Source organism: SAR202 cluster bacterium, from assembly GCA_009392515.1.
In the GTDB taxonomy this organism is placed as follows: Bacteria; Chloroflexota; Dehalococcoidia; order Lucifugimonadales; family UBA6952; genus UBA6952.
In genome coordinates this window covers 1-20654 of the sequence record VFGE01000046.1, presented here as the reverse complement: position 1 = coordinate 20654, position 20654 = coordinate 1, and the positions used below count along the sequence as shown (strand labels likewise).

The window sequence follows — 20654 nt, the reverse complement described above, 5'->3', positions numbered from 1 at the left end:
ATCTAATTAATAGGATCTTTTAATCCTGATCCAGTAATTGGAATTAAGAAATGTTGATCTCTATCTACCATATTATTTTTGACTAGATACTCTAGAGCTGCAAATGGTGAAGCAGAAGTTACTTCACAATATATTCCTTCTTTTGAACCCAAGATTTGTTGCCATCTTTCCATTTCACTATCTTCTATAGCGACAGATTGTCCTTGATTTACTGAGGTTATTTGTTCAATCTCATGTTTTCTGGGAGGATTAAATACTGCTATACCACTAGCCACTGTAGCTTTAGAGGTATCAGGTATCCATGATGAATTATTTATCGAAGAAGTTATCGGTTGAATTGTTGTTGATTGTACAGAATTTAGAAGTGGCTTTTTAAATGTATTTGGGTATGCCCACGCAAGTTCTTCAAACCCTTTCCATATACCAATAAAAAACGACCCATTCCCTACCGGAAGTAATAATTGATCTGGTAATTCATTATTAAAGTATTTATAGATTTCATGAGCGAAACTTTTGGTACCTTCCATAAAGAAAGGGTTTAAATTATGGGATGCATAAAAGGAGTTTCCTTTTTTAGATTCTTCTACTGCAGCAATTGCTGAATTATCACGAGGACCGTCAGTAAGTCTGACTTCAGCTCCATATAACTCTAATTGTCTTGTTTTGATTCTTGAAGTAGTAGACGGGACAAAAACAATTGAATGTATCCCTGCTTTTGCTGCATACGCAGCAATAGAAGCTCCTGCATTACCTGAGGAATCTTCAATAATGCTCGTATGACCCTTTTCTTTCAAATATGAAACTAGCATTGAAGATCCTCTATCCTTAAATGATCCGGTAGGATTTTGGTATTCTAATTTCGCAGTTAAACGTCTTATTTGGAGATGTTCACTAATAAACGGTAGTTCAATAAATGGAGTATTCCCTTCTCCCATAGATATTTGAGTAGATGGATTTTCTAAAGGGTTTGTAATGTTGAGAAAATCTTCAAAAACAATATCTTTTGGAGCTGGATTATGGAGTTGTTTGAATGAAACCCTTACTGTAGATCCACAAGAAGGACATACAAAAGAATCTGATATTTCATCGAAGTATTTACCACACCCAGTACAAAAGTATTCTATTTTCTTACTCATACTACCCTACCCTATAAAATCGAAAATTATACCAATCAAGTCTCCATTTAATAAATATTTTGCCCCATAATACAGTAATAAAGGTGGAATAGCTATTAAGAGATATTTTGATTTTCTAAACATATTTATCCTAAGATTTTTTTGATTGCTGGATGATTTTTGTCATACCTGTGGGATCGAAAAATAGCATTTTTAGGTATAGGAGCCTCTCCATTTACCTCAAAAGGATTTATATATTCCCATACTATTTCTTTGTCATAAGTGATTTCAAATATTCTTCCGGGCGCACCTTCTGTAATTAAGGTGTTACCATTTGCAAGCCGCTCGCAACTACTAATATTGGAACTAAAAAAACTAATGAATGGGTCTCCAGTATATTCCCATTCAATTTCATTAGTATTCGGATTAATCTCAATAATTTTGGAAAACGGCAACCCTTGTCTATGGCAACCATTATCAAAGACCAATATATTTCCGTTTTGTAATAAAGAGGGGCTGTGTTGGTGTGATAATATGGTATTTCCCCATTTCCAATCAAACTCACCAGTTTTAATATCTAATAATGCTATCATACTGATATTTCTGTAGCTAACAAGAAATTTCCCTTCGCCTCCATACCCAATAGCATTTCCGTGAGTCCATTCCCTTCGGGTTTCTAATGGGCATATTACATCTTCGTTAAAATCCAAATGTTCCCAACTATTCCATTTATATAAAACATTCCCACTCTTATCAATAATTTCTATACAGTCTCCAAATAATTGATCTGGATAATCATCAGGTGTTATTCCCCCTTTGATTTTTGATCTAACTTCGTCACTTACTTCTTCCCATGTGAGAACAGCTGTTGTGCCGTCTTCTAATCTGTAATGATCGTGGTGGTAATAATCATTGTAGTATTCCCATACAACATTACTTTTTGGGTCTATTTCAATGATTCCTCTACCCGATCCTCCCATTGGCCTGATATGTCCCGCAAGATATTCAGGATGTCTTAATCTACAAAGCATGTTCCCATTATCAAGAAGATGTCCATAACGTATTCCTCTTTGAGAATGCCAAGAATGAATGACATTACCTTCCATATCAATTAGGACTGCTAGAGAGTCAGAAGATAGCCCTCCCCCTGTTCCAGTTATTAATGTATAGCCGTCAAAGTATTTACTTTTATCTTCATAAATCAGACCTGTTTTATGATGCATTGACCAACCCATAACAAACTTCTCCTTGTTTTATGAATTTGATCTTTCCTGATCTTTTAATACTCTTCGTAGTAATTTCCCTGAGGGGTTTTTAGGTATAGTATCTATAAACTCTATTTCTCGAATTCTCTTAAAGGTTGCTACTTTCTGGGCAACAAATTCCATTAAGACATCTTCACTCACTTCATGCCCTTGTTTGGTTACGACAAATGCTTTGGGGATTTCACCAGCTTCCATATCTAATTTTCCAATGACAGCAACGTCAGAAACTGCATCATGCTCTAATAATATACCCTCGAGCTCAGCTGGAGGTACCTGGAAGCCTTTATATTTGATCAATTCCTTTTTACGATCCAATATCCAGACATATCCATCTTTATCCATTTTTACTATATCTCCGGTTTTGAGCCAACCGTCGCTAGTTATTGTTTCAGCTGTAGCTGTTGGATTATTATAGTATCCTTGCATTATTTGAGGACCTCGAATCAAGAGTTCCCCTACTTCACCCGAAGGCATTTCTATATTTTCATCATCAACATCTACTACTTTTTCTTCAGTATCTGAAACAGCAGGACCAATTGAACCTGGTCTGATAAGATCTGATTCAATAAAATCAACATTTGTAATTGGAGATGATTCCGTCAAGCCGTATCCTTGAGCTATTGGGAACTGCAATAATTCAGATAATCGTGATTGTAATTCTCCGGACAATGGGGCAGCTCCAATAAACCCTGCTCGCAATGAACTAATATTGAAGTTCTTGACTGAAGGGTATTGACTTAAAGCAACAGCAATTGGTGGAACAGTATAAAGAAAAGTAACTTTATGTTTATCGATAATATCTAAGAATAAGTCCATATCAAATCGCCCCATAAGTACCTGAGTTCCACCTACAGCAATTGTTCCTGACATTAAAACATTCATTCCATAAATATGAAAAAGAGGGAGATGCACTAAGACAACATCTTTCTCATCGACAGCAGATCCTTCCTTTGGTCTTTCTATCAATTGTCTGACATTACTATGAAGATTAGCATGAGTTAGCATTACACCTTTAGTTAGTCCTGTTGTACCACTTGAGTATGGTAGCGCAGCGAGATCATTATATGGATCTATAGAAATATTTGGAGCTTCATTAGAATTTTTTGAAATTAAATCCCAAAATGAATTTTCGGTAGAACGATTTTTTGTTATTGGAATAATAGTTTTTATAGAAGGTATTTCACTTCTTGCGGATTCTAAAAGTTCTGTAAGTTCTTCATGAACAATAACTATTGTCGCTTCTGCATTATTTAGTTGATGAGCGATTTCAAGTTCTCTGTAGCCAGAATTAATTGTTGTAACTGTAGCACCACTTTTTATAATACCAAAGAACGATATTTCGAATTCAGCACAATTTGGAGATAGTATACCCACGCGATCTCCTTTGGTTACTCCCATTTGCAGTAAGGTGTTAGCGAATTGATTAACGTAGTTTTCAAATTCCGAATAAGTATATGACCTGTCGATATCAACTATTGCTACCTTATTGGGCATTTTTTGAGCAGTTTTGGTTAGTATATTGAAAAGCCCTTCTGGCTGGTATGGTTGTAGAGAATCCCTATATATTCCCATTTAATATACCTCCTATATTCTAATAAAAAGATCATACCACATCTTTTAATTAAATTAGGGGTCATTTTAAAGTTTATTGGTTAAATTGAATTATTTGTTAGAATGATTTCTGAAATAACAGATTCTAACTGCTCAGATGTAGTTGGTCCTAAAATTTTCATAATAATTTCCCCATTTGAATTAATGAAATATTTTTCAGGTATACCTGTTACACCAAACTCAATAGCGACCATGCCTTCTTCATCAATTACATTGTGGTAACTTATTTCGTACTCTTTTATATGAGACTTTATTGCACCTAGATCGTCCCAAATAGCAACGCCTATAAATTGAATATTTTTATTAGATAAATTTTTATAAGATTGCTGTAATTCTTCTGCTTCTTGTATACATTGCTGACACCATGAATTCCAAAAATCTACCATGGTAACCGATTTACCGTTCGAAGATATGTCTAGTTTTGATTTTTCCCCCGTTAGTTCAGTTACTGTAAATTCAGTTACGGGTATATTATCTAGATCGATTTTGTTATATGTTTCATTTATACCAAATGCTCCTGTATTTCCAGAACTTTTGGATAGTCCGTAGGCTAATATGTATACAACTATTATGATGAAAAAAACAATTAATATGAGAGAAATTATATGTGTTAGTGAAAAATTAAATTTCATTTTCAGGCAATAAATTCTTAGAGGCTTTATCGAGAAGTATGTTTTTTAGGTGAGCCCTTTTATTTAAATAAATAGTTTCATTGATATCACCATTTTGATAAGTATTATCAAGGTTGGCTATCATTGAAAGTATATCAGTTTCTGACATTGTTGATAGCGATTTGTGTCTTGATAGAACCACATAAATAATTAGAGCAGCTATTGTTATAATACCTAAAGCTATTGGAATAAATGTCAAAGGATTATTGCCAAGATGTTGAATTAGTTTTTTAAAAATTCCTATTGATGGTAAATCATCAAAAATGATATCTATGGTCTCAGCATTCTTAAAATCTCCAAATTCATATTGGTTATAATTTCTTGATCCAATATTAGCTATTCCTTGTACTTTAAAAGCACTTGAAGAGTTATTGATAGATCCAATACCATCGGGTATCAATACTAATAAATTATCGATAGGATAAGAAACTTTTCTGTTGATTTGGTATGGTTTTTTATCATAAATAATTCGATATGAATAGATAACCTCATTTGTCCCTGGAGGGATTGGATTAGTCATTCCAAAACCTTTATTAACCTCAATAGCATTCCCTATTGGTAGACTGGATTGTATATCTAAATCGAAGTATTGTTCTGGTAATGAGAATCTCAACAAGCTCATCACAGATTCAGAATCAGGGACAATAGTATATTGTGTAGGGTTATGAATATTAACCATTTCCATTATAGAAAGGATTTCATTTGAAGGGTCTACATCCACAATGATCATACTTTGTGATTTAATACTGATCTCAGAATAATCACTTTTTTGTTCATATACTTTAATTTGTATTTTTTCAGCAGAATCAGTGAGTTCTGCTGGTTGTGAGTAATCGATATTATCATAAGAAAAATTGATTAGTATCAATGAATTCGATGTTAATATATTTTCAATTTTGAATTCACCAGCGGTATCAGTTAAAGTTCGGATTATACTCATATCGTCTTGATAAGGGCTAATAAAAATATTTAGCTCTACTTCTTCCAGAGGTATTTCCATATTTCCTTTAACTAGTGTTATTTGACCTTGAATAGTGCGCTTATCATCTGCAGTTACAGTAGTTACAGTTCCGAGAAAAAATGCAAGAATAATCCAAAAGTATATTATTGTGTAATTGTGTCTTATCATAAATTAAACGATTCTTTATTTATTGGTATTGAACATGTGGGGCATTTTTTTGTGAAGTTTTTAATAGGCGTGTAACAATCATCTTTTAAACAAAGAATATACTTTCTCTTTTTATCAGGGATCATCAATTCCTTAATTTTCGTTTCATATTCTTTGTCGATACCTTCAAGAAATACAATACTTTCTTTTATCATTTCTATAGATTCTTCAGATTGAGAAATATCTGGATTGTTAAGATTATCTTTTAATGTTTCTAAAGGGTTTATTGAGAAGTTATCAATATTATTGATAGATGTTTTTTCTCCTTTAAGTAATGGGTAAATAATAAACACAACAAAAGATACTGACGCTATTATTGTTACTGCATAAGTTGTCTCGGTCATAAATATTCCTGCTCTTTAGAATTTTCTGGCCATAATGCTATTAATGAGCCTAATATCAATATTGGTCCAGCAAGCCACATCCACCATATTAATGGATTAATAGTCATACGGAATACGACTTCTTCGTTTTCTGTTGTTTCAGTTGATATTATATATACGTCGTGTAGTAATGTAGAGATTATAGCTGCGCGGACAGTGGTAACATTTTGTTTAGGATAAAATGCTTGCCATGAAACAATGTCTTCCGTTTTGTTATCCTTTTCGACTTTTAAGTCATGAAATAATTCTGAACGATCACTATATTGTACAGTACTTGAGTCAATATATTTGATGGTATATTCTCCTAATTCAGTTTGTTCTCCTTTAGATAACACTATATCCTTCTGTAATTTATAAAAACTAGATCCCGTCACAGCTATAGCTAATAAAATTATAGCGATATGTACAATGTATCCCCCGTATCTAGGACGGTTAGAAGCAATAAAACTAATGAAAGATTTGAAAATATTCTCTCCATGTTTGAATCGTATTATCGTTCCAGAAATAAATTCTCTGATAATACATATTAAAACGAAGGTACATATAAAAAAGCTTACCAATGGGTAAATTTTAGTAATTCCTAAAACAAATAGTAGCCCCGCGAGTAATACTGAAATAATTGCAGGGGTCCGTGTGGCTAGTAATAAGGTTTTTGCAGAAGAATTTCTCCATGGTAACAATGGGCCAATCCCCATAAGGGCCAGTAAAGTAAGTAGCAAAGGCCCATTAATTTGATTATAAAATGGTGCGGCGACTGTTACAGTTTTACCTTGAGTAATATCGGATATCAATGGATATATTACTCCCCAGAAAGTTACAAATGTTACTCCTAATAGGAGGATGTTGTTGTATACGAATGATGCTTCTCTCGACAATATGGATTCAATTTCATTACTAGATCTAACAAACTTTAGTCTTAATGTTAACGTAATAATGCTAAATAAAACCGCGACGAACATAAATAATAATAATATCCACCCTAAATCAGAAGAGGCAAAAGAATGGACAGAGGGGACAGGTCCACCTCTGTTTATAAATATTCCAAACAATGATAAACAGAATGCAATATCAATTAGTACGATATTCCATATTCTAAATACTCCTCGACGTTTTTGCGCCATTATAGAATGTAAGAAGCCTGTTAAGGTTAGCCATGGCATAAGTGCAACATTTTCTATGGGATCCCAGGCCCAATAACCTCCCCATCCTAAGATTGTATATGCCCACCAAGAACCTAGTAATAAACCAATTGCAAGAATTGCCCATATAACTATCACCCAAACGCGTATTAGATCAATTTGTTGATCAATGTTGTTTTTAGTAATTAGTAGACCATTGACTATAGCAAATGGGATTGCAGTTCCAATTAATCCTGCCATTAACATTGGTGGGTGAAAAAACATACCAGGGTGAGTAAGTAATGGATTTATCCCCCTACCATCTTCTGGAACAAAAATGTTCTCTACAAAAGGATTTGCTAATGTTGATAAAATTAATACAAAAAATGCCATAATAGACATTAATATAATGTTTGTTCCTTTTAAGAATTTTGCAGATTTTGACATGTTATAAATAGCACACATCACAGCAAAAACAACAACTACATATAAAAGTGAACCTTCATTTCCCGCATAAAAAGCAACCCAAGTATATATAGGTTTCATGGCTAAGCTGCTATGGTCTGATACATATCTAATCCCAAAATCGTTGTTTACAAATGATACAACTAAAATTAGAGTGGCAGCTAAAAGAAAGACAGACAAAAGTTGTACAGTGTTACTGGAGCTAAGATTAAGCTTATTGTTCCCTAGCCTGACACCTATTACTGATGTAACAAGTGCATATAATGTAGCTACTAGACTTATATATATTAACGATGTGCCAATTAGTGCCATAAATTAATTATACTATCAATTTCATTTTATATTTCAATTTTTCTAATAATAGATTTTTTTATCAATCTGATTGATATAATTAGAGTGATAAAAATTAATAAAACAACTGGTGTGACCCAGGCTATCAAATTCGATCCCGATTTAGGAGGAGAGGATAATACTTCTTCTCCATATCTTTGAACAAAATAGTCTATTATTTCTTGATCTGTCTTACCTTCTGATAATTGAATACGAATGACAGACTTCATTTGTTTGGCCAATTCTGATTGTGATTGATCAAGAGTTTCTGCTGGACATACAGGGCACATTAAGGTTCTGTCGATTCTTTGTGCTACTTCTTCGTTTGTTTCCTCAATTCCACAACTTATAGTGAAAATTAAAAAACATAACAAGAATGATTTCATTAACATTAATCTTTTATCTTTGTAATAAGATGTTTCCAACAAAATACTCTATTAATATTTGTCTACTTTTGGAACTCATTTCGAATATAGTGTACAAGTTGCCATCGTTCTTCAGGAGTTAAATAGGTTCTGAATGCAGGCATAATTGGAGATATTTTGTGAGGTAGGCCATATGCACCGGCATAACCAAGGGTAAGAGTTTGGTATATTTCTCCGTCTGGTTTAGCAACAGTGGAACCATTTGAAGAAAGATTAGCTGGGAGATTACCTTTTGTTCCATAAAACCAATCTTCTTTAGCAACAGCTTCAAGCTTTGCTCTCATGGGGCCATCACCTAATCCTTGCGTTCCGTGACAAACACTACAGTTAATTGTGTATATTTTGTGAGCAGTATCACGACTGTATTCTACAGGGTTAGTTAAAGCCTGAGCTTCTTTTAATGTGTATATCACTTCTTTCCCGGTTATAGGGACTGAATCGGAAGGAGCAGTCAATGCTGGAGGCTCTTGAGTTTTGTAGGATTGGTTGTAATGCATTTCAGGGAATATATCAAGTGGATATGTAGGAGGTGGTTCCCCACAACCAGCAACAAACAGCATGAATATAGAAGACATAATAACTGTCTTTATATTTAATATATTTATCTTATTTAGTATTTTAGAAATATTTACCACTGATTATTCCTTATAACTTGTACAATTATTTCTCTATAATAATATCTTCAGCACCATTTGATTTGAACAATGTTTCCAGAGACTCTATTTTGTCTTCATCACATACTATAGTGATACCTATATATCCTTCAGTAATTCTTTCATCGTAAATTCCTGCAAATGGGTTTGGAATTCGAGATTCAAATAAAATTCCAAGAACAGTTGCAATTATTGCTCCTAACATAGTCAATTCATATGCGATAATTGTCATGGCTGGCATAGAAAAAATTGGTTTACCACCAGTTACAAGTGGATAAGCTGTTTGAGTACCGATTGTTTCAATCATTGCTAAAGTAAAACCTATACAAGCTCCCATAAAAGGAAATACGTAAAGTTTGTGTTCTGGATCTTTTTCCCCAAAAGCCCCTTCAGGGTATGGAGCATCTGTTAGAACATCCCATTCTTCATTTGTAACTCCTGCACCATCAAGTGCTTCAGTTGCTTGTGCAGCTGATTCAGCAGTTTTGTATAAAGCTAACATTTGAGCCATTTTAATCTCCTAAAATTTATAAATCATTCTTCTACTCTTAGAGCAGGTACAGTTCTTTTTCCTATTTGAATCTCATCACTAAGTGTTTGTCCTTCTTTAATATCAAAAAGTGGTATTAGAGGGAAAACTTTAGCAAATGACATTATCAATAAAAAGATTAACGAAAAGCACGCAACAACTATGGATATTTCTACCCAACTTGGTGTGTAACTTCCCCAACTAAAGTTGAAATTTGTTTTTCTAGCTAGTCCTGGGACAATTATTAAAAATCTTTCACACCACATACCTATGTTCACCATTATTGAAGTTATAAACATAGCTGTCCAGTTTCTCCTAACTCTTCGGAATAGCCATAATGGTACTGGTATTAGGTAGCCGAAGAACAAGAAAATGAAAGCTATTAGGTTGTACGGCCAAGTGAATGATTGTAACTCTCTGAGTGCAATTTCTTGGTCTTCTAGATTATAAAGCGCAAATATAAATTCCAAGAAAAAGAAGTAAAACCATACAGTAGCAATAACTATTAACAATTTGGCTAGGGATTCCAGATGTTCCTGTCGTATATAGTCATCCCATTTAAACATCCACTTTAGTAAAATTAACATTGTAACAACACCAGAAACTCCTGAATGCACTGCACCAATAACGAAATATGGTGCGAAAATAGTTACATGCCAACCTTCTGTACCAATATTAACAGCAAAGTCCCAAGCAACAATACTATGCACTGAAACGAAAACTGGTAAAAGTAGTCCAGATAGTAAAAACCCTGCAACAATTTGTATTTTCCATTGTCGCGGTGTTCCTCTCCACCCCATAGCTAGAGCACCATAGAAAACCTTTGCAACACCTTTAGTTTTATCTCGTAATACTGCAATATCTGGTATTAATGCAATTATTACAAATAAAGTACTGCCGATAAGATAGGTAAAAATCGCATGTGGGTCCCATACTAAAGGAGATCGTACATCTGGCCATATTCCTCTTGAGAAATCATATGGGAATGGCCAATAAAATCTCCAAGGCCTACCTAAATGAAAGATTGGGTGTAGCGCAGAGACCATAAGTGATAGCACTGTTAAAAGTTCTGCAGCTCTTGTAGCTGGACGTCGCCATTCAGCTTTAGCAAGTCTTAGAATTGCAGACAACATAACACCTGCATGACTAATACCAACCCAAAAAATAAAATCAGTTAAGAAAAATCCCCACATGATAGGTCTATTTAGCCCAGTCACACCTAGGCCTTTGTTAATTGCATAACCAAAAGCAAACATACCCCAAGCGGTTAATGCTGCAAATAATCCCATCCATGCTAGGTACCACCAAGGAGTTTCAAAAGACCCTTTTAGTAGATCATCGTTTATTTGTTTATTTGGTAGAAAAACTCGTTCTTGCATTATTAGTAGTCCTTTATTATTCTGGCTTACCTAGAACGCGAAGTTCTGTACGTAAATATTTAGTCATTTTTGTTAGTCGTAATCCCTCGACCATTTCCCAAACTGAGATTATTGGAAATAGTCGTGTGCTTAGTAGCATTATGAATATCGGTAATGAAATACCACCAATTATTATTAGTAAATCGGTGAGATTGGGCAAAATAGTTGCAGGTATTTCAGTGATTGCATGTAATGCTAAATCATCTTGTACTGAGTACGATGAAACATATAATCGCACTTTATCAAAGAAACAACCTACTATAATAATTGCGCTAGCAACAGGAGGTCCCCAAACAGTTTTTCTTACAAAGTTCCATACCAGTATTAAAAATGGAATAAGGAAACAGCATGAAAAACCTATAAAAAATGCAATATTATATGGGCCGAACATAATGAGTTGAAGTAGGTCTTGCTCAATAGGCATACGTCCATACCAAAATATTATGAAAGCACAGAACCAAAAATAAAACCAAAGTAAACATGTAGCCAGTAACGGTTTGCTTGCTGCCCAAAAATGTTCCATAAAGATGTATTTTTCAAATCCTCCAAATCGTCGCAAGAAATACATGGATAGTATTACAGTTGCAAGTCCACCCTGGATTCCTGATAGGGTTTGATAGACAGGAAAGATTGCATCTCTCCATCCAGGTACGAGAGACATACACAAATCTACACAATATAAGGTTATCGCCCAAATAAAAGTTAAAAAGAAAAATGCACCCAGAAAAGCTAAACCCTTGTTATGTACTCTCCATTGTTTTAAATTACCCACCCATGATTTATTGGTTGGTTTGTCAGTTTTTTTAAGGTTGTTAAAGAGACGAAGATCAGGTTTCAATGATAGCCACCATAGCCCTAACCCAGCTAAAACCATACATAGTATACCTATAATCACATATAAATGAGGAGTAAATGGTATGGCTCCTACTGTGCCTATATGATCATTTTGGAACCAAATTGTTCGTCTGTTTTGAGATGAAGGAATAAGGAATAAGAGCAGCAATACAAGTGAAAACGTTACTACCGTAACTAACGAATATGATTCTGCTATTCTTGCTATTGGTCGTCGCCAATGAGCCTTAATCATACGTAGTCCAAGAACAACAAACGGTGTACATCCTGCTGTTGAGAACAAGAAAGCTGTTATCGCTGCTAAGTAGCCCCAATCACTTCTGTTTTCTAGCCCTACTGTAAAAAGTTTTATAACAATCCCGAGAACACCTAGAAAAGTTAGTACTCCAAAAGCTAGAATAGCTTTATTCAAACTTGGCTTAGGTTTATTGTGCCATGCTGTAAAATCAGTTATAAACTCATTTGCGGGCACTACTGGTGGATGTGCGTGGTGTGAACTACTAATGATGTCCCCCCTTATCAACATAATCTTCATCAACTTTTTTCAAGTATATTACATTAGGCTCTGTTCCTAAATGATCTAAAAGAGTATGCTTGCGCGCATCGTCTAATTTTTTACTTAATCTACTATCTGGATCCAAAGAATCTCCAAATAGTAATGCATTTGAAGGACAAGATTGAACACATGCAGGGTTTACATCTCCGTCGACATTTGCGCGGCCTTCAATATCAGCATCAATTTCTGCTCTACGTATTCGTTGTACACAAAATGTGCATTTTTCCATAATACCACGGCTTCTAACGGTTACATCGGGATTTAATTGATTTTCCATACCTTCTGGCCAATATGGATCAAACCAGTTGAAAAATCTTGCGTGGTAGGGACAGTTGTTTTGGCAAAATCTAGTACCGATACATCTGTTATAAACCTGAACATTCATACCTTGATCATTATGATACGCTGCATAAACTGGGCACACAGGTTCACATGGAGCATTGTTACAATGCTGACATAAGACTGGCATGAATTTTGCCTTAACATTTGGGAATTCTCCTTCCCAATATCTTTCTATTCTGATCCATTCAGATGCTCTGCTTTGATTAAATAAAGCATCTGTATTAAATGGTATATTGTTTTCAGCCTGGCATGCTAATACACATGCCTGACAACCAGTACATTTATCGATGTCGATTATCATTTTCCATTTTTTAGCTTTAGGTGTTTGTACCATTCTATATTCTCCTAATGATTGTCATTATGATGATCATTTAATCCAGTTATTGGTAAAATTGTAGGTTGAGTTTGATCTGGCAAGGTAGGAAGAACATCGCCTTCAAATTTTGGTAGCCTTTTCCAGTTACCTGTTTTAGATATACTTACTTTCATAGATGCCCACAACCTGTTATCAGCGGGGATTATTGAGAAAACATTAGCTCCCCTATCCTGACCAACAAATGTACGGTATTTTTCTATGTTAGGACCAACCCTAAATCTCCCATAATTTTTATGGCCAAGCCCCATAGGTACAGAAATCACATTAGGGGCAGCTGCGGGGTGGATATAGGCTAAGGCGTTAATATTTCCAAAAGGTGAAGTGATATTAATAATATCACCTTCAACTATACCTTCTTTACTGGCGGTTTGTGGATTTATTTCCATCCAAGTTTCCCATGCTGCAGTAGTGAGTAAGTCAGGAATGTTTTGTAGCCATGGGATATTGGCTCCTATACCATCGCCTAGGGTGTTAGTCTCAAATGGAAGTAAATGGTAATTTGCGCCACTTTGAGAGTTGTATTCAGTTTTAGAGATACTGACTGGTAATGGTTTAATATTTGATAAAGATTTGTTACCTTTATTTTCCTGATCTACCCAAACACCTCGCTGAAGTAGCCCGTTCCAGAATGCTTCAAAGCTAGCACTTTTAATAGTACCTCTACCTGTTTGATATAGCTTGTTGGCTTTATCTCTAATAGCATCTTTCGTTGTTTCCCATGGTAGTTGAGTAGATAGATCTCCTCCGATATTTTTAGACAATGCTAGTATAATATCACCATAAGATTTGCTATCGTTTAATGTTTTTACTACCGGTTGTTGGAAGGTTACTACATCATATCCAGGGAGTGGGTTTGGTACATCATCGCCCCAAGTTTCAAGATAAACCGATTCTGGAAGGATAATGTTAGCCATAGCAGCAGTATCATCCATAAAGGATGAAATACAGTATAAGTTTTTTACATTTACTAAAGCATTTTCAAATCCCAATGAAGACGGAAGTGAGTGTATTGGATTAGACCCTCGGATAATAGCAGTGTCGATATTTTTCGCATTCATGTCTGAAATAAGTGCTTGCAATTCATTTAAAGAAGATGCTTTATATTGATCTCCCCCTATGGACTTAGGATTGAATATTACGCCGCCTTCTTTACCAATATTGCTAATCAAAACGTTTAAGGAATATATTGCATTAAGGTTTTCTATTCCATTACCATGAGCTCCGGCAGAACCACCACCAATTATAATACTGTGTTTATGTGAAATAATTTCTTCAGCAATATCTTTTATGACGTCTGGGCTTACACCAGTTTCATTTGAAATATTGGCTGGAGCATAACTTTCTAATTGGCCAGGGCCTTTGCCCTCAGTAAGGTCAGAAACAACTTGGGAATCAACTTTGTCTGCATGTTCTGTCATTATTACATATGCAATACTGAGTGCAATTTTCCCTTCTGTGCCAGGAGTGTTATAAACCCACTTGTCGGCATTAGCTCCAGTCAGTGACATTCGTGGCTCTATTTGGATAAATTTTCCTCGATGATCATTTTCTTGTCTGAATTTTCCGTAATCTCGGCTATATTTTACAGGTGACAACCATGTCCCCAAAAAGTCAGCACCAAAACTTAGTATAAAATCTGAGTTTCCTAAGTCGAAATTAGGAATAGTGTTTTGGCCGAAGACATCTAGCATAGATTGATTTAGATTGGTGTGGTCGACAGCTTCAATAACAGTTACATTACTATTTAATGCGTTAGCGAAGGTGTTTGTTATTTCACCAATTGTTCCATTTTGTTTATTTGTAACTATAGCCAGTGAATTAGTCTCTGAAGAAGTTTTAATAGAATTAGATATTTCGGATAATGCTTCCTCCCATGTAATGTCTATCCATCTTCTAGAAGCGCCAATTCCGACTCTTTTCATTGGGTTTAGAATTCTATCTGGGTTGTATAACCCTTGTAAGCCTGCTTGGTTTTTACCTGAAGATTTCCCATTGTTAACAGGATGATCGGGGTTGCCTTCTATTTTAACGGCTCTACCACCTACAATTCTAACTAGTATTCCTTCACCATTACCATAAGGGCCGGAAGATGTGGCATACCATGCTTCTAGGCTAGAGACCTGATCTTCTGGCATGTTTAGAGGACTTTGAACTATCAGGTCTTGTTCAGGTATTCCACAACCATTGAAAATAACAGCTCCTAAAGCTGATGCTCCTGATAGTTTTAAAAATTTTCTTCTACTAAGTTCCATAATTATATTTTTACCACCTATATTAATAATGACAAGTTGTACAGTCCGCAGGAGCATTATTTGCTCTATGGCAGTCTACACAGTAATCCATTTTTAAAGGCTCTACTTGTTTAACTTTAGTCATATTCGCGACATCTCCGTGACATTGACTACATTCAAATCCTGCATTGATATGAGGGGCGTGCCAGAATTGAACATGGTCTGGAAGCCTGTGTACCCTTGCCCAATCAATAGGGTTTTCATTTTCGTATGCTGTGCGAAGTTTTTGTATTTCTGTTTGAGCTGAAGAATTACTACCAACAACGCCTGCGTGGCAATACATACAAGCTTGAACAGCGGGCACAGTTGCGGCTGCTCCAATTGCAACATTTCTGTGGCAGAAAGTACAATCTAATCCCAATCCACCATCTTCTACAGCTCCTGCGTGTTTAGTATGTGGGAATGCTATAGGTTGCTCAGGTCCTGAGTATAATGGTGTTAGACCAAACCACGCTGAAAAGAGGAAGTATATCCCTAATCCGACAGCAACTAGTACCAATGTGGTAGCTGCACCTCCAGCAATTATAATTTTTTTTGTGTTACTCATTTAAGAAATATCTTTCATGTGTTTAAATCCATTTTCTCTCGTAGAATAATTGCGTAATTATTCCGTTACTATCCAAAGTTATATAAAAAGTTCCAATAAATGCTACAAAAAATATTAAAGCTACAAAATATAGAATTGGACGTAGTTTAGCTGCGCTTTCAGGTATGCTTTTAGAGCTGAGCAAAGAAGGAATTAAAGCGTGAGCTGTTAAGAAATTTACAACAAAAAAGAAAATTAAAATAAAAAGAATCCAGATCAATCGAAGGGTTAAAGCTATCCCATCCCATATTTCAGTTGTTAAATAATTTGGATCCAAATACATTTTAAGACTATTATTCCCTTTACATAGTTATTAATTATATCTATCAAAACACCAAAAGAAATATATCAGTAAAATTCAACTTTGTGAAGTATTTTGCAATGTTGTATTTGTCGATATATTAAATTTCGTCAATTACCTTACTAAAAACTTCTTCACAAATTTATTATCAAACAAATTCTTTTTATCAATTCTAGGTGTAAAAATAGAAGATTGGCTTGAGTAAAGTTTATCACTGGAAGAAAATTGAGAGCCTTTCATTATAGATACCCCCGCTACAGCCGCTGAACCCAAAAGTATATATTTCATAAAGGATCGACGGGATGTTTTATTGTTAACTAAACTATTGTTCATTAAACCTCTCCAACTCAGATAAACTTTGCTTTAACGTATATAGAATATTAACTTTCTAAAAATAAATCAACATTGTGTGAGCAGTTTTTGATAAATTTGTTAATTTGGGCGTATAAACATATGATTTAATTGATTAATACTTATATTTTGGATAGTTGGTCTTCCATGAGGGCAATGAAAAGGTTCGTTACAATTTTCTAGATCTCGTAATAAAAGGTTCATTTCTTTTAGATCGATTGTGTCCCCTGCTCTTATGGAGCTGTGGCAAGCAATGGATGCTGCAATGGTGTTCATAGTCCCCAAAGCATCATTTATATCTAATTCACTTTCTATAAAAGTTTCTATATCTTTAATAAAGTCATTAAGTTTTGTATTAATAATAGTAGCAGGGACTCCTTTTAGCATAATGGTTTGGTCATCAAGTAAATCAATTGATATTCCATTAGTATTAAGAGAATCTAATTTATTCATTAGAAACCTGGTTTTTAAGCTTGAAATATCTATTAAATATGGTTCCATAAGTAGTTGCATGTCTAACATATTAGAACCGATTGATTGGATAATTTTTTCATAATTTATTTTTTCATGACAGGCATGTTGGTCTAATATGTACATACCATCTTCACCTTCTGCGATTATGTAAGTATTATCGATTTGTCCAATTGCTCTTAGAATTGGGAAATTATTATTTGTAAATAAAGTATTTTCATTATTTGTATTAAAATTGAAGGACGTCTGTTCACGAGTTTCAATTCGATTATTGTAAATTGATTCTTCTCTAAAATTGCTTTTTGTACCAGATGATGTTAAAGGATACGCAGTATTATGAACTGCATTAAATGTATTAGGGACAGGGTGCTTTTGTATCAATGTTTCTCTTACTGATCTTTGAATAAATGAAAATACTTCGTTTTCATTCATAAACCTTACTTCATCTTTGCGAGGGTGAACATTTATATCTACTTTTGATGGGCTAGTATTTAAATTTAATACGGTAATCGGGAATTTCCCGATAGTTAAAAATCCTCTGTAGGCTTGTTCTAAAGCCATAGTAATTAACTTGTCTTTTACTATTCTCTTATTTACTGAGTACAAAATATTTGATCTATTTGTTCTACTAATATGGGGAGGAGATATATATCCAGATATTTTAAAATCACCATCATAATTAGAGACAGAAATTAATTCACTTGCAAGGTTTTGATTCAGAATTTTTGCAATTGTATGGATAAGCTCCCCATCACCGTGAGTGTTAATTTTTTGTTTTTCGTCAATTAATAGTTTGAATTTTATTTCTGGATGGGTTACACAAAAATGATTAATTAATCGTACAATCCTATTAGATTCTGATTTTTGGGTGCTCATAAATTTTTTACGAGCTGGTAGATTATAAAATAAATTACTCACCATTATTGACGTACCATTAACCATGCTTATCGGATTTTCATTGAGAATCATGGAATTCTCGACCTGTATATTGGAACCTGCGATACTTTGTGGTGATTTGCTTGATAATTCCATTTGGGATACCGCTGCTATACTTGCTAATGCTTCTCCTCTAAACCCCATTGATGTAAGACGTGTTAAATCGTCTATGTTGGTTATTTTACTGGTAGCGTGCCGTTCAATGGCCAAAGGCAAGTCTTCTTTTGATATTCCATTACCGTCATCAGTTATCTTAATTAAATCCATTCCACCATTAATGATTTCGATTTCAATAGTTTTGGAATTAGCATCAATGGAATTCTCTACTAACTCTTTTATCACAGAACTAGGTCTTTCAATTACTTCACCAGCGGCAATTTTACTTGCAATTAATGGGTCTAAAACTTTAATTTTCATCGATTAGTTTTTTCTTTAGGTTTTCAATCAAATTTAATGCTTCAAGAGGAGTCATTTTTTCAATCTCAACGTTCTTGATAGTTTTTTCTATAATGCTTTCAGTTTGAAATAATTGCATTTGGGTATTTGTGGTTTTCGGTGTATCTGGCGAATACCCACCATTAGCTTTATTAGGTAAAGAATCTAAGTATAAATTAGCAGAATCGATAACCTTTTGGGGTATACCTGCTAGTTTAGCAACTTGTATTCCATAACTTTGCTTCGATTTGCCTTTATTAACTTTATGAAGAAAGACCAGATTTTCTCCATCTTCAATAATTTCAACGTTATAATTTGTTAATTGTGGTAATTGGTCTGGAAGATATACTAGTTCGTGATAATGGGTAGCAAACAATGTTCTACTTCCCAATTCTGAATTATTATGAATATGTTGGATTATAGAGTGCGCAATAGCTAACCCATCTTTAGTATCAGTTCCTCGTCCGATTTCGTCTAATATAAGTAATGATCTGTTAGTTGCATTTCTTAAGATTAAAGCGGTTTCACTCATCTCTATCATGAACGTTGATTGACCTAGAAAAAGATCGTCTTGTAATCCAATTCTTGTAAATATCCTGTCAACAATGCCAATTGAGGCTTTTTCTGCTGGTACAAACGACCCTATTTGTGCCATCAATACAATCAACCCTGTTTGTCGTAGATAAGTTGATTTTCCTGCCATATTGGGACCTGTTAATAACATCATTTTCCCGCTTTGATTGTCAAGTATTGTGTCATTAGGAATAAACGTACTTTTACTCAAACTATTTTCAATAATTGGATGTCGCCCGTTTATAATATTAATATTTTGGGTATCATTTATGTCGGGTTTAATATATGTGTTTTCTTGAGCTATATGTGCAAGTGAACAATATACATCTAGCTCAGCTATAAGTTGAGCGTTATTAAGTATAATTTCATAGGATAAGCTTATTTGATTTAATAGTTTTTTGTACAATGAATTTTCCAAAAGAAGAAGGTTTTCTCTAGCTTGTAGTATGATTTTTTCATACTCTTTTAATTTGGCAGTAGTGAATCGTTCACCATTGGTTAGAGTTTGTTTTCTTTCGTATTCGTCAGGTATATTATGAATATTTGAATTACTTATTTCGATATAGTATCCAAATACTCTGTTATAACCAATTTTTAAATTTTTTATCCCTGTTTTAACTTGTTCTGATTGTTCCAGTTTTGAAATGAATTTTCTAGCATTTTGGGCAATAGATCGAATATCGTCTAATTCAGAATTGTATTTAGATTTAAAAACATTACCTTCCCCTAATGGACCAGAATCTTCATTTATTGATTTTTCTAATAATTCAAACTCTTTCGCACAGTCATCCATTTTTTCAATTAATTCTGGATTTATATTTTCGAATCCTTTGTCATTTCTATATATAAATTTTATGTTGGGTATTTCTTGTAAACTTTGTTTAAGTGCCAAAAGATCACGAGGGCTTGCAGTTTCATTTTTAACTCGTATCGCTAATCTTTCTAAGTCTGATATTTTTTTTAAATGTGACCTAACGGTGTTTCTTGCAAATGGATTATTAAACATCATCTCAACATAACCCTGTCTGGATTGAATGCCATCAATAGTAATTAACGGCTGGCCTATCCAATTCCGCATTAAACGAGCTCCCATAGAAGTTTGAGTTTTATCAAGAATAGCTAATAAAGAATGTTGTTCAATACCATCAATTCCGCCGTTATATATTTCTAAGTTTCGTCTAGTTTGTTTATCTAATTGCATATAATTAGATAAGTTTGTAGTTCTAATATTACTTATTATTGCTGCACTTTGTTTGTGTAGTTTTGAAAGATATGTTATCAGAGCGGCACATGCGATTATTTGCGAATCGTTATTAGCAATATCAAAACTGTTTAAGGAATGGATATTAAAATGAGACAGAAGTTTTTTTCTTGAATTGGCGACATTAGAAAAGCTTTCATTTGAATTTGTAATAATAAACTCATTTATCTGG

At 34.2% G+C, this 20654-nt stretch carries 19 protein-coding genes; all 19 read right to left on the bottom strand.

Annotation, left to right across the window (positions count from 1 at the left end; genetic code table 11):
* Positions 1-2: 2 nt before the first annotated feature.
* Positions 3-1136, bottom strand: a complete 1134-nt coding sequence (locus FI695_06745; GenBank protein ID MQG51658.1) for a pyridoxal-phosphate dependent enzyme — start codon at positions 1134-1136, stop codon at positions 3-5.
* A gap of 125 nt (positions 1137-1261) precedes the next feature.
* Positions 1262-2350, bottom strand: a complete 1089-nt coding sequence (locus FI695_06740) for an aryl sulfotransferase (GenBank protein ID MQG51657.1) — start codon at positions 2348-2350, stop codon at positions 1262-1264.
* An 18-nt stretch (positions 2351-2368) separates the two neighbouring features.
* Positions 2369-3952, bottom strand: coding sequence for a 4-coumarate--CoA ligase family protein (locus FI695_06735; protein MQG51656.1), 1584 nt, complete (start codon positions 3950-3952; stop codon positions 2369-2371).
* An 80-nt stretch (positions 3953-4032) separates the two neighbouring features.
* Positions 4033-4623, bottom strand: a complete 591-nt coding sequence (locus FI695_06730; GenBank protein MQG51655.1) for a TlpA family protein disulfide reductase — start codon at positions 4621-4623, stop codon at positions 4033-4035.
* The gene (locus FI695_06725; protein MQG51654.1) at positions 4613-5791 is read right to left on the bottom strand and encodes a hypothetical protein; all 1179 of its coding nucleotides are present in this window, start codon (positions 5789-5791) and stop codon (positions 4613-4615) included. Before FI695_06725 ends, FI695_06730 begins: the two co-directional genes overlap by 11 nt.
* Entirely contained in the window at positions 5788-6174 is a 387-nt protein-coding gene (locus FI695_06720) for a hypothetical protein (protein MQG51653.1), read from the bottom strand. The genes FI695_06725 and FI695_06720 overlap by 4 nt, the downstream gene beginning before the upstream one ends.
* Positions 6171-8108, bottom strand: coding sequence for a heme lyase CcmF/NrfE family subunit (locus FI695_06715; protein ID MQG51652.1), 1938 nt, complete (start codon positions 8106-8108; stop codon positions 6171-6173). The genes FI695_06720 and FI695_06715 overlap by 4 nt, the downstream gene beginning before the upstream one ends.
* Positions 8109-8134: 26 nt before the next feature.
* Positions 8135-8551, bottom strand: coding sequence for a cytochrome c-type biogenesis protein CcmH (locus tag FI695_06710; GenBank protein ID MQG51651.1), 417 nt, complete (start codon positions 8549-8551; stop codon positions 8135-8137).
* A 23-nt stretch (positions 8552-8574) separates the two neighbouring features.
* Positions 8575-9126: a cytochrome c gene (locus FI695_06705; protein ID MQG51650.1), complete on the bottom strand. Its 552-nt coding sequence runs from the start codon at positions 9124-9126 to the stop codon at positions 8575-8577.
* 85 nt (positions 9127-9211) lie between these two features.
* A complete protein-coding gene (locus tag FI695_06700) occupies positions 9212-9721 on the bottom strand; it encodes a DUF3341 domain-containing protein (protein ID MQG51649.1) in 510 nt (169 codons plus the stop codon).
* A 17-nt stretch (positions 9722-9738) separates the two neighbouring features.
* Positions 9739-11112 carry a molybdopterin oxidoreductase gene (locus FI695_06695; GenBank protein ID MQG51648.1) on the bottom strand — a complete coding sequence of 458 codons (1374 nt, stop codon included), beginning with the start codon at positions 11110-11112 and terminating at the stop codon, positions 9739-9741.
* A 16-nt stretch (positions 11113-11128) separates the two neighbouring features.
* Positions 11129-12529: a hypothetical protein gene (locus FI695_06690; protein MQG51647.1), complete on the bottom strand. Its 1401-nt coding sequence runs from the start codon at positions 12527-12529 to the stop codon at positions 11129-11131.
* Positions 12504-13235: a 4Fe-4S dicluster domain-containing protein gene (locus FI695_06685; GenBank protein MQG51646.1), complete on the bottom strand. Its 732-nt coding sequence runs from the start codon at positions 13233-13235 to the stop codon at positions 12504-12506. Before FI695_06685 ends, FI695_06690 begins: the two co-directional genes overlap by 26 nt.
* Positions 13236-13246: 11 nt before the next feature.
* Complete coding sequence (locus FI695_06680) at positions 13247-15586, bottom strand: twin-arginine translocation signal domain-containing protein (GenBank protein MQG51645.1); 2340 nt, start codon at positions 15584-15586, stop codon at positions 13247-13249.
* On the bottom strand, positions 15552-16115 hold the full coding sequence (locus tag FI695_06675) for a cytochrome c3 family protein (GenBank protein ID MQG51644.1): 564 nt from the start codon (positions 16113-16115) through the stop codon (positions 15552-15554). Before FI695_06675 ends, FI695_06680 begins: the two co-directional genes overlap by 35 nt.
* A 22-nt stretch (positions 16116-16137) precedes the next feature.
* Entirely contained in the window at positions 16138-16437 is a 300-nt protein-coding gene (locus FI695_06670; protein MQG51643.1) for a hypothetical protein, read from the bottom strand.
* Between the two features lie 132 nt (positions 16438-16569).
* Positions 16570-16788 (bottom strand): hypothetical protein, encoded by a 219-nt coding sequence (locus FI695_06665; GenBank protein MQG51642.1) that lies wholly within the window; start codon positions 16786-16788, stop codon positions 16570-16572.
* A gap of 99 nt (positions 16789-16887) precedes the next feature.
* The gene (mutL, locus tag FI695_06660; GenBank protein MQG51641.1) at positions 16888-18630 is read right to left on the bottom strand and encodes a DNA mismatch repair endonuclease MutL; all 1743 of its coding nucleotides are present in this window, start codon (positions 18628-18630) and stop codon (positions 16888-16890) included.
* On the bottom strand, positions 18620-20654 hold a 2035-nt coding region (gene mutS / locus FI695_06655; protein ID MQG51640.1), incomplete at its 5' end, for a DNA mismatch repair protein MutS. The genes mutS and mutL, both read right to left, overlap by 11 nt.

What these genes read in the sequence shown, in the direction of transcription:
- FI695_06735 (MQG51656.1), bottom strand. Translation starts at nt 3,952, where the DNA reads ATGGGAATATATAGGGATTCTCTACAACCATACCAGCCAGAAGGGCTT.
- mutL (MQG51641.1), bottom strand. Translation starts at nt 18,630, where the DNA reads ATGAAAATTAAAGTTTTAGACCCATTAATTGCAAGTAAAATTGCCGCT.
- FI695_06705 (MQG51650.1), bottom strand. Translation starts at nt 9,126, where the DNA reads ATGTCTTCTATATTCATGCTGTTTGTTGCTGGTTGTGGGGAACCACCT.
- FI695_06725 (MQG51654.1), bottom strand. Translation starts at nt 5,791, where the DNA reads ATGATAAGACACAATTACACAATAATATACTTTTGGATTATTCTTGCA.
- FI695_06715 (MQG51652.1), bottom strand. Translation starts at nt 8,108, where the DNA reads ATGGCACTAATTGGCACATCGTTAATATATATAAGTCTAGTAGCTACA.
- FI695_06675 (MQG51644.1), bottom strand. Translation starts at nt 16,115, where the DNA reads ATGAGTAACACAAAAAAAATTATAATTGCTGGAGGTGCAGCTACCACA.
- FI695_06695 (MQG51648.1), bottom strand. Translation starts at nt 11,112, where the DNA reads ATGCAAGAACGAGTTTTTCTACCAAATAAACAAATAAACGATGATCTA.
- FI695_06670 (MQG51643.1), bottom strand. Translation starts at nt 16,437, where the DNA reads ATGTATTTGGATCCAAATTATTTAACAACTGAAATATGGGATGGGATA.
- FI695_06720 (MQG51653.1), bottom strand. Translation starts at nt 6,174, where the DNA reads ATGACCGAGACAACTTATGCAGTAACAATAATAGCGTCAGTATCTTTT.
- FI695_06745 (MQG51658.1), bottom strand. Translation starts at nt 1,136, where the DNA reads ATGAGTAAGAAAATAGAATACTTTTGTACTGGGTGTGGTAAATACTTC.
- FI695_06680 (MQG51645.1), bottom strand. Translation starts at nt 15,586, where the DNA reads ATGCTCCTGCGGACTGTACAACTTGTCATTATTAATATAGGTGGTAAA.
- FI695_06685 (MQG51646.1), bottom strand. Translation starts at nt 13,235, where the DNA reads ATGGTACAAACACCTAAAGCTAAAAAATGGAAAATGATAATCGACATC.
- FI695_06690 (MQG51647.1), bottom strand. Translation starts at nt 12,529, where the DNA reads ATGTTGATAAGGGGGGACATCATTAGTAGTTCACACCACGCACATCCA.
- FI695_06730 (MQG51655.1), bottom strand. Translation starts at nt 4,623, where the DNA reads ATGAAATTTAATTTTTCACTAACACATATAATTTCTCTCATATTAATT.
- FI695_06665 (MQG51642.1), bottom strand. Translation starts at nt 16,788, where the DNA reads ATGAACAATAGTTTAGTTAACAATAAAACATCCCGTCGATCCTTTATG.
- FI695_06740 (MQG51657.1), bottom strand. Translation starts at nt 2,350, where the DNA reads ATGGGTTGGTCAATGCATCATAAAACAGGTCTGATTTATGAAGATAAA.